This is a genomic window from Micromonospora lupini str. Lupac 08 (genome assembly GCF_000297395.2).
Taxonomy (GTDB): Bacteria; Actinomycetota; Actinomycetes; order Mycobacteriales; family Micromonosporaceae; genus Micromonospora; species Micromonospora lupini.
Genome location: NZ_HF570108.1, coordinates 4,530,429 through 4,542,290, shown reverse-complemented (window position 1 = coordinate 4,542,290; position 11,862 = coordinate 4,530,429). Strand labels below are relative to the sequence as shown.

Here is an 11,862-nt window from a genome sequence, read left to right as displayed (position 1 = left end):
CGACGGGCCGGCACGGTGCTCCCGTCGGTGGGTGCGGCAGGTCAGACCCGCAGCAGGGTGCAGACCCAGTGCATGCCGCTGCCGGTGCTGGTCAGGGCGACCAGGTCGCCGTCGGTCAGCTCGCCGCTGTCGAGGTGGCGTTCCAGGCCGATGAGCTGGTCGGCGCAGCCGATGTGGCCGTGGGCGAGGGCCAGCTCGACGTTCGTCCGCTCCAGCTCCACGCCGAGGTCCTTGGCCAACTCGGCGAACTGCCGGGCGTTGTCGTGGAAGTGCACGAACCGGCTGACGTCGGCAAGCGTCACGCCGGCCCGGGCGCACGCCGCCTCCACGACCTGCCGGTTGCGCTCCCGGATGGTGGCGACGAACCGGAACATCCGGCGTACGTCCCCGGCGAAGAACTCGTTGAGCCGGTCGGCCGGGTCGCCGACGCGGGGGGTGCCGCCGTCCGGGGTGAACGGCTGCGCCGCACCGCCGACGGGCATGCGCATGAAGCCCGCGTACCGGCCGTCGGTGATCGTCTCGGTGGCCAACCAGCGGCACCTGTCGTGATCGCGCACCAGCACGGCCGCCGCCGCTCCGTCGGAGAAGACGCTTGTGTTGACCTCCATCCGGTTCCAGTACGGCTCGCACACCCGGTTCGCGCCGATCAGCAGCGCCGTCCGGTACTCGGGGTGGGTGGCGAACCGCCCGGCCACCGTGTCGAACGCGGCCACCCCACCGCCGCACGCCTGGTTGAGCAGCACCGCTTCCGCCCGGTGCGCGCCGAGGCGGGCCTGGGTGTGCGCGGCCGGGTCCCAGTAGAGGTACTCGGCCAGGTCGGGGATGGCCAGCACCACCAGGTCCACGTCGGCGGCGGACAGCCCGGCGCGGTCCAGGGCCGTGCCGCCGGCCACCACCGCCAGGTCGGTCACCCCGACGCCGGGGCCGGCCCGGTGGAAGGCGCGGTACTCCCAGGACCGCAGACGGTCCAGATCCTGGGTGTACGCGGCGGCGGCCGCCGCCACGTCGACAGGCTCGCCGAGCACGTGGGCGAGGGCGGCCACCCCGAGGCCGACCGGCGGGCCGCTCATCGCCGCACCGCCGTCGTCCGGTCCGTCGCCGTCCGGTCCGTCGTCGTCCGGTCCGCCGTGGCGCGGTCCGTTGTGGCCCGGTGCGTCGTGGTCGTCGTCCCGGCCCGCACCGCCGTCGCGTCGTTGTCGGCGTCGGTGTGGGCGGCGCGCAGCCGGACCCGGGGGTCGGCGGGTGCCACACCGTCCAGCTCGGACAGGAAGCGCCGGGCGGTGCCGTTGCGGCCCGTGTCGGCCCAGCGCACGCGCACCTCGCCGACGCCGGCCGCGCCGGCACGCCGGGTCAGCTCCCGCAGCACTTCCGCCTCGACGCCCTTGCCGAGCACCGGGCAGGAGAGGGAGAAGACGTCGACGGTCCAACGATCGCCGGCCCGGTCCAGCGCCACGAGGCCCGAGGTGCCGTAGTCGCCGAGCCGGTCGCGTACCCGGATCGCCAGCAGGTCGGCGGCCCGCTCGGCCAGCGCGGCGGCCGGTGGGGCGGGCGCCAGCGCGAAGTCGTGCGCGCGGGCGACCACCTCGGCGACCTCGGCGACGCCGTCGGCGGTCACCGGCCGGTAGTCGACGTGCACGTCCAGGCCGGCCACGAAGTCGTCCAGGGACAGCTCGGTGGGCGTGACGGCGGGTCGGGAGGTGCCGCCGCTCCACCGTCGGGCCGGGAGCCGGTCGGTCAGTCCCGCCGCCCGCAGCTCGTCCGACCAGCCGGCCGGGTCGGGCCCGAGCGCGACGTGCCGCGGCGGTGACTGCGCCGGGCCGGTGCCGGCCAGCACGAGCTGGGCCGGTGCGACGTCCAGCTCGTCGGCGATCTCGGCGAGCTGGTCGGCCCGGGGCCGGTCGTCGGTGACCCAGCCGTCGAGCACGCTCAGCAGGTCCGTGGCGTCGGCGCTCGACCACCAGTCGACGCCGGTGGCCCGCAGCGCCACCCGTACGCCTGCGGCGCGCAGGTCACGCAGCGCCGGCAGCAGGTGGACGGCGCCACCGGTCAGCCCGTCGCCGTCGAGGACCAGCGCCCGGCAGCCCGCGCCGAACCAGCAGCCCACCAGGGCGGCGGTGGTGGTGCCGAGCCGCGCGAAGACCTCCTCGGTGTACGGCACCTTCGCGAACCGGAACAACGCCGGGTGGTACGCCCGCTCGTCTCCGACGGCCCGTACCGCCTCGTCGGCGTCGACCAGCAGCACCCACGGGTCGCCGGCCAGCCGGTCGCGCAGCCGTTGCCGGACGGCGGTGGCGCTGGCGGTCACCCCGTCGGCGTGCATCGCGTCGGCCGGCCCGTAGCGGGAGGCGGGGACGGGCGGTAGGACGTACACCAGCAGGGCGCCGTGGCGGCGCGCGGCGGTGACGGCCGCTTCCGCCCCGGCCAGCAGCTCCGCCGCCCACGCGTCGCCGGACGGGCCGGGATCGCCGGCCTCCTCCAGGCGCTGCGCCACCACGAGCACGTCGGGTCGCGCCTCGGCGAGGAAGCCGTCGGTGGCGAGGCACTGCTGGACGACCTGCTGGAACGGGCCGACGGCGAGCATGGCGGGCAGGCCGGTGTCGTGCAGGCCCAGGCCCAGGTACGGCACCAGCGGGTCCGCCGTGTAGCTCGCCAGCAGCGCCACGCGCAGGGCCGGCGCCGGCGGCTGGCGGGTGAGCGCCTGCCAGCGGGTGCGGCGGGCGAACAGAACGGCGCTCATCGGGTCTCCGTGCCCTTGGCGCGCAGCACGGTCCGCAGTTCACCGACGCTGCGCACGTCGCGGATCTCCTCGAAGACGAAGGAGAGCCCGTAGACCTCCTCCAGGGTCACCACCAGTTGCAGGTGCCGCAGGCTGGTCCAGGTGCCGATGGTCTCCGGCCCGGACTCGTCGGTCACCTCGGCCGGGTCGACCTCCAGGACCCCGGCCACCACCTCGGTGAGCGTCACTTCGCCACCACCGCGCGGTCGTCGGTCAGCTCCTCGGTGCCGCTCGGCGACGGGAGCGGGGCCGGCGGGTCGGTCGGCTCGTCGTAGTCGGGCAGGTCGACCTCCATCCGGCGGATGCTCGGCGAGGCGAACCCGGCGGCGGCCACGCCGATGCCGAACAGGCCCACGATCACGAAGATCAGGCCCATTCCGGCGCCGGGCCCGCTGCCGACGAGCCAGCCGAAGTACGGCACCCCGGGCCCGCCGTCGCGCATCATCGGCTCGAACCAGCGGTCCGCGGCGATGCCGGCCAGCGCCGTGCCGCCGGGGTACGCCAGGTCCTCGATGAACTGGCGGGCGGCGAAGACCCGGCCCTGGTGTGACGGCTCGACCTTCTCCTGCCACACCGACTGGGCGTACCCGTCGATGAAGGGGATGGACAGGTGCAGGAAGAGCAGGGCGACGGACCAGACGATGACGCTGTCCCCGACGCCGTAGATGATCCGCCCGAGGACGCTGAAGACCAGGATGGCGATGAGCATCCGGCGGATCTTGTGGCGGGTGTTGGGCAGCAGGCCGAGCAGCAGCGCGCCGACCACACCGCCCACCGCACCGATGGTCTGCACCAGGCCGACCGCGTTGGTGCTGCTGTCGGTGCGGGCCAGGATCTGTGGCACCAGCAGGGCGAAGCCGACAGCGGCGAGCACGTTGATGGCGAACATGATCGCCTCCAGCCCGGTGAACGCCCGACTGGCCAGGATGTAGCGGAAGCCGTAGATCGTGTCGTACCAGAAGCCGCCCTCGTCCTGCTGCGTCGAGCGGGGGATGGGCGGCAGTTTCACCAGGAGCACCGCGCCGATCGCCACCAGGTAGGACAGCGCGTCAACGAACAGGATGACCTTGATGTCCATGAGGCCGAGCAGCGCGGCGGCGAAGCCGGGGGCGAAGATCACCGGGATGGTCCGGACCGCGAACATCATCGCGTTGGCCCTCGGGTACTGGCCCTTCTCCATCATCACCGTGATGGTCGCCTGGTACGCCGGTAGCTGGAACGCGAGGAACGCGCCGGTGACCAGGTTGACCAGGTACAGGTGCCACACCTCGACCGAGCCGGTGAGGAACAGCAGCAGCACGACGGCAGTGGTGACCGCCGACCCGACGTCGCTGAGCACGATTGTCAGTCGTCGTCCCCACCTGTCGACGAGCGCGCCGGCGATCGGGCTGAAGATCACTGTCGCGCCGAACGCGAACGCCATGAGCATGGTCAGGTCGAAGGCCCGGCCGGTGGCGTCCCACACCCAGATGCTCAGGGCGAAGTTCGTCATCCGGGTGCCGAGCGCCGACAGCAGCTGGCCGAACCAGATCGTGGTGAACCCGGCGAACCGGGACGGGCGTCGGAACGCCATGGGGGTCTCCTCCTACTGCCGTGGCGGTTGCCCGTGGTGTCCGGCCAGGCGCAACAGGCTGGTCCGGATGCCGTCGAGCAGGTTCTCAGCGGTCTCCGGCCGGAAGGCCGGAGTGGCGTAGCTCAGGTCGACGCGGAGCTCGGGGCCGGTGAGCGACCCCGTCACGTCGAAGGGGAAGGGCCAGTGCCCGTCGGGGTCCTCGGTCGGCCCGAACGGCGCCGCGCAGACGTCGAGGAGCTGGTTGGCCGGGGCGACGTCGTCGAAGCCGAAGCCGCCCATGTAGTTGACCGCGACCAGCGGCGGCGGCGTCGCGGCCAACCGGGCACGGACGTCCTCGTCCGGGCACAGGTACCGCAGCAGGCCGTATCCGATGCCGTTGTCCGGGACCCGGCCGAGCTGGCGGATCACCGAGCGGACCGAGCGGGCCGCGTCGGCGGTGGCGGGCAGTTCCAGTCGCAGGGGGTAGAGCACCTGGAACCAGCCCGTGGTGCGGCTGACGTCCACGTCGTCGAAGAGCGGTTCGCGGCCGTGGCCGGTCGTGGCGACGGTGACCGCGCCGCCGGTACGCCCCGCCAGTGTCGCCACCACTGCCCACACGAGCAGGTCCCGCACGCTGGCCCGCAGTCGGCGGGCGGCGGCGTGCAGCCCGCGGGTCGCCGCCTCGTCCAGGGTCACGCTGGCCAGGCCCAGGTCACCGAGGCGGAACGGCGCGGCAGTCGGCTCGTCGGCCAGCCGGGGGAGCACTCCGTCGTCGGCCTGCGCCAGCCAGAACGGCACCTGCTCGCGCAGCGCCGCGGAGCCCGCGTACTCGGCTAGCCACCGCGCCCAGGCGCGGTACGACGTGGTCTTCGCCTGCAACGCCGGCTCGACCCCGCGTTCGAGCTGGTCGCAGAGCGTTTCCAGGTCGGCGAGGAGCACGCCCCGGGAGACCGCGTCGACGACCAGGTGGTGGTTGACGAGCAGCAGCCGGTCGGGCAGCTCCGGGCCGAGCCGGAAGTGCGCCACCCGGGCCAGCGGTCCGGCGGTGAGGTCCAGGCCGGTCTGCGCCTCGGCGCAGCGGGCCTCGACGGCGGCCTCCCGCTCGTCGACCGGAAGGCCGGTCAGGTCGTGGCTGACGAACGGGACGGCGTCGGCGGGGTCGGCGTGGTGCTGACGCCAGCTCCCGTCCGGCTGGCGGGTCAGGCGCAGCCGCAGCGCGTCGTGCTGGGCCACCAGCCGGCGGACCGCCTCGCGGACCAGCTCGGCCGGCAGCGGGCGGGCCAACTCAAGGTAGTAGGGGTGGTTGAACAGGGCGGGCCGGCCCATGGTGGGGGCGACCAGGTCGGTGAACCAGCGCTGCGCGCCGGTCAGCGGCGCGTCGCCGTGCACCGCGCCCTGCTCGGCGTCAGGCGTCACCGTCCCGCTCGGGGCCGAGTCACCCAGACTGGCGGCCAGCTCGGCGACCGTGGGGTGGCGTACGAGCTGCCGCGGGGTGACCTGGATGCCGGCCGTCGCGCAGCGGGCGACGAGCTGCATCGCGAGCAGCGAGTCACCGCCGGCGGCGAAGAAGTCGTCGTTGATGCCGAGCTGGTTGGTGCGCAGCAGCTCCGACCAGATCGCCACGAGCTGACGTTCCCGGTCGGTGCGCGGCGCGGCGGCGGCCCGGTCGGCCGAGCGTCGGTACCCGTCGGTGACCGCGAGGCGCAGCGCCACCGCGTCGCCCAGCTCGGTGGCCACCTCGGCGAGCAGGCCGGCGGGAATCCGGTCGACAGGCGCGTCGGCGGCACCGGAGACGGCCGCGTCGAGGGACCACAGGCCACGGAGGACGTCCACCGGCCCGTCCGCCGGGTCGAAGGGCAGCGCCGGGGCGTCCGGTGGCGCAGGTTCGGTGGCCGGGTGCAGGACCAGCGTGGCCGCGTCGGTGGGAGGGGTCGGGGCGTACCCGATGATCCCGGCGGTGATCAGGGCGGACAGCTCCGCGCCCCGCGGCGTCGTGGTGAGCAGCACCTCGCGCCCGGACCGGGCCTGGGCCGCGAGCAGCCGGGCCAGCTCGGCCTGCCGGTGCGCGGGCCCGGCCGGTACGACGAGCCGGCCCAGGGTCGGGTGCCGCACCGCCCGTCGCACCAGCAGCGTCGCGGTGACCGCCGCCAGCTCCGGTGACCAGGCGTCACCGGTGAACAGCTCCGGCACCCGGTAGCGCCGCGCCCACGCCTCGACCGCGACGACGTCGACGTCCGGCCGGGCCTCGGCCAACCGCGCGGTCAGCTCCGCGAGGACCGCGCTCCACGGCGACGTCCGGTACGGCGGCGACGGCGGGCACACCACGATCGTCAGCGCCGCCGCGCTGTGTCCCCGGTGGACGTCAAGCGCCGCCAGCAGTTCGGTGCAGAAGTCGCGCAGCCCGACGATGCCCGCGCCGAGCGGGCCGGGTGTGAGCCGGTCCTCCCAGCGCAGCACCAGCACGTTGTGGTCCCGTCGGCCGGTCGCCAGGCCGGCGGCCGGGTCGCGCAGCAGCCGCAGCAGCGCGCCGGGCGCGAGCTGTTCGAGGGCGTGCGGCAGGCCGAGCAGCCCGGTCCAGAAGCGGACGGTCGCCGCCAGCCCCGGCACCTCGACGGTCCCGCCGACGACCAGCCGGGGTGCCGGCGGGGCGAGGCGGCGGGGCGCCGGCGCGCGCCGTCCCCCGCCGAGCGGGGCGTCCGGTCGGCGAACTCCCTCGTCGAGCACCTTCGCGAGCCCGGTCAGCAGCCGGACCATCCGCTCCGGCCCGAACAGGTCGGCCCGGTACGCCAGGTCGGCGTGCAGGTCCTCGCCCTGCCAGGTGACGCTGAGGAAGAGGTCGAAGTCGACGCCGACGCTCGGCACGTCGACAGGTGTGGCGGCCAGCCCCGCGAACTCCGGCAGCTCGTCGGCGCCGTCCAGGACGTTGAGCACGCACTGGAACAGCGGGTGGTACGCGGCCTGCCGGGGCAGCCGCAGCGCCTCCACGATCGTCGCAAACGGCAGCCCCTGGTGCCGGTACGCCTCCCGCGCCGTGCGGTACGCCCGGGTCACCAACTGTCGGAAGGTGGGTCGGCCGCCGACGTCCATCCGCAGCGGCAGGAGGTCGGCGAAGCAGCCGATCAGCGGGGCGAGTTCGGCGCGTTCCCGGCCGGCGGTGGGCGCGCCGAGCACCAGGTCCGGTTGCCCGCTCTCGGCGTGCAGCAGGGCGGCGAAACCGGCAAGCAGCACGGCGAACGGGGTGACCCCCTCCGCCCGGGCCAGCTCCCGCACCGCCGCGCCGAGCCCGGCGCCCAGCCGCTGCGCCTGGTAGCCGGCGACGTCCGAGCGCTCCGCGGGTCGGGGGTGGTCGGTGGGCAGGTCCAGCAGCGGCGGCGCGTCGGCCAGCCGCTCCCGCCAGTACGTCAGGTGCGGCTCGACGGCGGTCGACGCCAACCAGTCGCGCTGGTGTCGGGTGTAGTCGGCGAACTGCACCGGCAGCGGCGGCAGCGGCCGGTCGACGCCCGTGGCGTGGTGGGCGTACCGGGCGGCGAGGTCGTCGAGCAGGATGCTCCACGAGGTGTTGTCGCAGACGATGTGGTGCATGCCGAGCAGCAGGTGCCAGCGCTGGTCCGGCAGCCGCAGCAGGCGGGCCCGCACCAGCGGGCCGGCGTTCAGGTCGTACCGGTGCGCGGCCAGCTCGGCCGCCGCCCGGCGCAGCGCCCGGGCCTGCTTCGCCGCCGCCAGACCGGTCAGGTCCAGCGTCTCCAGCCACGGGTCGACGTGCGGGCGCACGACGGGTTCCGGTTCGCCGCCCCGGTCGGAGAAGGTGGTCCGCAGCACGTCGTGCCGGGCCAGCACGTCGTCGAACGCCCGGCGCAGCGACGTCGTGTCGAGGTCGCCGCGCAGCTCGACGGCGGCCGTGGTGTTGTGCCGGACGACGTCGTCGCCGAGCTGGTCGAGGGCCCAGAGCCGCACCTGCGCCGAGGACGCCACCGTCGGTGTGCCGGCCGGGGCGGGCGTGAGCGGGGCGAGCGCGGTGGCGTCCGGGTCGGCGTCCAGCACGGCGGCGAGCCCGGCCACTGTCGGGTTGGTGAACAGGGTGTAGAGCGACACCTCCCGGCCGAACTCGGCCTGCACCTGCGACAGCAGGCCGGTGGCGAGCAGCGAGTGTCCGCCGAGGTGGAAGAAGTCGCTTGTCACGCCTACCTGTTCGACGCCGAGCGCGGCGGCCCAGAGACCGGCCAGTCGCTCCTCGGTCGGGGTGCGCGGCGCGACGATCTCCTCGTCGGCCGCGTCGACGCGCGCCGGGGCCGGGCGGCTGCGGTCGGCGATCGCCGCGGCGGTGCTCAACTCCTCGACGACGTACGCGGCCCGCTCCGCCCCGATCGTCGTCCGCAGCCCGCTCGCCCCGGTGGCAGTCCCCGGTGCCTGTGGGTCAAGCGGCCAGACGTGGGCGAGCAGCCGGCGCAGCTCGTCCCACCCGGCGGGCACGGCCAGCGCCAGCACGCCCGGGTACGCCTCGCGCAGCGCCGCGACGGCCTCCGCGTCGGTGTCGAGCACCACAGTGGTGGCCGGGTCGGCGTCGGACAACGCGTCGGCCGAGAACGGCCGCACCTCGTGAACGGGCAGCGCGTCGGTGATCCGGTCGAGCGGCAGCCGCTCGCCGTCGACGAGCACCAGCCGGCGGGGCTGGCCCACGAGGCGCCGCAGCTCACGCAGCACGATCGTGCCCAGCGCAGCGAAGTACTCGCCCGTGTACGGCACGTGGCCCAACTCGTCCGCGCGCTCGTCGTTCACAGGCGTCACCGGGTAGGCGCCGGCATGGTCGGTCGCCCAGGCCGCGTGGACCCCCGGGGTGCGGGCCGCCAACGCGGCAAGCCTGTCGTCGAGCCGGCCGGACCGCTCGCCGTGCCGACCGGCGGCGCCCGGCGACGCCGGGCAGACCACAAGCAGCAGCGGGGCATTGGTCCGCCGCCGGTACGCGGCCACCGCCGCGTCCAGGTCGTCCATCGCCGCGTCCAGGGCCGCCTCGCCGGCGGTTTCGTCCTGCCGGCGCAGCCAGTCCTCCCACCGCAGCAGGCAGACCGTGGCGTCGGCCGTCGGCCCGGCCAGCAGGTGGGCCACCAACTGGCCGTACCCGGCCAGCTCCACCGACGCGGGTACGCGCAGGAAGCGCAGCCAGAACTCCACCGGGTCGCGCAGCGGGTCCACGGTGAAGGTGGCCGCCAGGGCGATGCGGTGCCGGCGCAGGCCGGTCACCTCCGACAGCTGTCGGTCCGGTGCGTCCGCCATGGCGCGCAGCAGCTCCGGCAGCCGGCCCACAGTCGCGGCAATGGTCTCGTCGAGGTACAGGTCGGCGTTGAAGTCGACAGCACCCTCGATCCGGTCACCCTGGACGGTCAGGCTGACGAACAGGTCGAAGTCGGTGAGGCCGCTCTCCGCGGGCACCGGCCGGAAGGTGACTCCGGCGGCCTGCCGCTCCCGCACCCCGCCGTCGGTCATCGTGGCCAGCACCTGGAACAGCGGGTTCACGCTGGGGTCGCGGACCGGCCGGACCTCCTCCACCACCCGCGCGTACGGGGCCTCCTGGTGCGCGTACGCCTCGCTGACCGTGCGGTGCACCCGCCGGACGAGGTCGCGCACGCTCGGGTCGCCGCCGGTGTCCACCCGCAGCACCAGCATGGTGGCGAAGCAGCCGATCAGCGGTTCCAGGTCGGTGCTCGCCCGGCCGGCGGCGGGCATGCCGAGCAGCAGGTCGTCCTGGCCGGTGGCCTGCCGCAGCAGGGCGGTCAGTCCGGCGAGGACCACCGCGTTGACTGTGGCCCCGGCGCCCCGGGCCAGCCCGGCGAGGGCTTCGGTCACCTCGGCGTCGACGGTGAACGGCAGGCTGCGGCCACGGTGGGTCTGCACCGGCGGCCGGGGGCGGTCCGGTGGCAGCGTCGAGCGGGCCGGCGCCGAGGCGAGCCGTTCCCGCCAGTGCGCCAGGTGACCGGCCAGCTCCCGTTCGGCCTCCGGCCGGCGGCGGGCGGCGACGTGCGCGACGAACCGGGTGGGCAGCGCGGGCAGCCCGGCCGGCACGTCGGCGGCGAACTCGCCGTACCAGCTCACCAGCTCCTCGACGAACACGCCCGCCGACCAGGCGTCGAAGACGATGTGGTGGGCGGTCACCAACAGCAGGTGCTCGTCGGCGGCGAGGGCGAGCAGCCGTACGGCGAGCAGCGGCCCGCTGGTGAGGTCGAAGGTGACCGCCGCGTGCGCGGCGACCTCCCGGTCGACCGCCGCCTGCCGCTCCGACTCCGGCACCGCCGTCAGGTCGAGGACCGGGAGCGGCACCTCCAGGGCGTCCGACACCCGCTGGGTGACGACGCCGTCGACGGACGCGAACACGATGCGCAGCGCGTCGTGTCGGGCCACCACCGCGTTGACCGCCCGGTGCAGCGCCGCGACGTCCAGCGGCCCGCTGATCCGTTCCGCGAAGGGCACGTTGTAGACAGGCGTGCCCGGCTCCAGCCGGTCCAGGAACCAGAGCTGCTCCTGGGTGAACGAGAGCGGGTAGTCCACCGTGGCCGGCGTCGCGTCGGTGTCGGGGCGGCCGGCGCGGGCCTGGCTGGCACGGGTCTGGCGCAGGCGCAGGGCCAGCAGCTCCCGCTGCTCGGGGGTGAGGTCGGCGAGGTCCGGGTGCAGGTCCTGGGTCATCGGGTGGCCCCTTCGACGTACGCGCGGTCGGTGGCCGGCCCGCCGCCGAGCAGGCGGGACAGCGGGGGAGGAGAGTCGTGCAGGTAGAGGTGACCCCCGGGCACGACGGTCAGCGAGAAACCTGAGTCGGTGCAGGCCGCCCAGCCGGCGACCTCGTCCGGGCTGACCAGCGGGTCGTCGGCCGCCGCCACCGCGTCCACCGGCAGCGGCAGCGGCGGCACGATCGCCGGCCGGTACGACGCCACCACCGTCAGGTCGGCCCGCACCGTGGGAAGGATCAGCTCCAGCAGGCCCGGGTCGGCGAGCACCTCGTCGGGGATTCCGCCAAGGTCGTGCAGCCACCGCGTCAGCGCCGCGTCGTCGAGGCGGTGCGCCGCGCCGAGCGGCGCGGCGTTTCGCGGCGGGCGGGCCGCCGAGACCACCAGACGCCGCGGTACGGGGCCGCCCCGCGCGACCAGGCGGGCAGCCACCTCGTACCCGATCAGGCCGCCCATGCTGTGCCCGAAGATCGCGAACGGCGCCCGCACCCGCTCGACGATCGCGTCGACAAGTGGGGGCGCCAGCTCGTCCATCGTGCTCAGCGGCGGGTCGGCCAACCGACGCTCACGGCCGGGCAACTGCGCGGTCCACAGCTCCACGTCGTCGCCCAGCAGACTGGCCCAGGGCCGGTACGCGGCAGCGCCGGCGCCGGCGTACGGCAGGCACACCAGCCGCAGCCGAGCGGCCGGGCGGGGCGCGACGCAGCTCAACCAGGCTGCGGCGTCGGCCGCTCGGGTGGCGGTCGTCGGCACGGATACGTGTGGTGTCGCCATGCCCGCACACGCTAGGAACGGGCCGTGACAGCGGTCTTAGCGTCGGC

Annotated in this window: 6 protein-coding genes; all 6 read right to left on the bottom strand. The window is 75.0% G+C overall.

The genetic code is table 11. The features are described from left to right. Nucleotides 1–41: 41 nt before the first annotated feature. From MILUP08_RS21875 to MILUP08_RS21850, 6 genes are read right to left on the bottom strand one after another with little or no spacing between them, the layout of a single operon-like run. Entirely contained in the window at nucleotides 42–1,070 is a 1,029-nt protein-coding gene (locus MILUP08_RS21875) for a 3-oxoacyl-ACP synthase III family protein (RefSeq protein WP_007461640.1), read from the bottom strand. Beyond that, entirely contained in the window at nucleotides 1,067–2,737 is a 1,671-nt protein-coding gene (locus tag MILUP08_RS21870) for a hypothetical protein (protein WP_007461638.1), read from the bottom strand. The genes MILUP08_RS21875 and MILUP08_RS21870 overlap by 4 nt, the downstream gene beginning before the upstream one ends. After that, complete coding sequence (locus tag MILUP08_RS21865; protein ID WP_007461636.1) at nucleotides 2,734–2,964, bottom strand: acyl carrier protein; 231 nt, start codon at nucleotides 2,962–2,964, stop codon at nucleotides 2,734–2,736. Before MILUP08_RS21865 ends, MILUP08_RS21870 begins: the two co-directional genes overlap by 4 nt. Next, nucleotides 2,961–4,349 (bottom strand): MFS transporter, encoded by a 1,389-nt coding sequence (locus MILUP08_RS21860; RefSeq protein ID WP_007461634.1) that lies wholly within the window; start codon nucleotides 4,347–4,349, stop codon nucleotides 2,961–2,963. Before MILUP08_RS21860 ends, MILUP08_RS21865 begins: the two co-directional genes overlap by 4 nt. Before the next feature lie 12 nt (nucleotides 4,350–4,361). Next, nucleotides 4,362–11,003, bottom strand: coding sequence for a condensation domain-containing protein (locus tag MILUP08_RS21855; protein WP_007461632.1), 6,642 nt, complete (start codon nucleotides 11,001–11,003; stop codon nucleotides 4,362–4,364). Then, complete coding sequence (locus tag MILUP08_RS21850; protein WP_007461630.1) at nucleotides 11,000–11,815, bottom strand: thioesterase II family protein; 816 nt, start codon at nucleotides 11,813–11,815, stop codon at nucleotides 11,000–11,002. The genes MILUP08_RS21855 and MILUP08_RS21850 overlap by 4 nt, the downstream gene beginning before the upstream one ends. Nucleotides 11,816–11,862 lie beyond the last annotated feature (47 nt).

What these genes read in the sequence shown, in the direction of transcription:
- MILUP08_RS21875 (WP_007461640.1), bottom strand. Translation starts at nt 1,070, where the DNA reads ATGAGCGGCCCGCCGGTCGGCCTCGGGGTGGCCGCCCTCGCCCACGTG.
- MILUP08_RS21870 (WP_007461638.1), bottom strand. Translation starts at nt 2,737, where the DNA reads ATGAGCGCCGTTCTGTTCGCCCGCCGCACCCGCTGGCAGGCGCTCACC.
- MILUP08_RS21860 (WP_007461634.1), bottom strand. Translation starts at nt 4,349, where the DNA reads ATGGCGTTCCGACGCCCGTCCCGGTTCGCCGGGTTCACCACGATCTGG.
- MILUP08_RS21855 (WP_007461632.1), bottom strand. Translation starts at nt 11,003, where the DNA reads ATGACCCAGGACCTGCACCCGGACCTCGCCGACCTCACCCCCGAGCAG.
- MILUP08_RS21850 (WP_007461630.1), bottom strand. Translation starts at nt 11,815, where the DNA reads ATGGCGACACCACACGTATCCGTGCCGACGACCGCCACCCGAGCGGCC.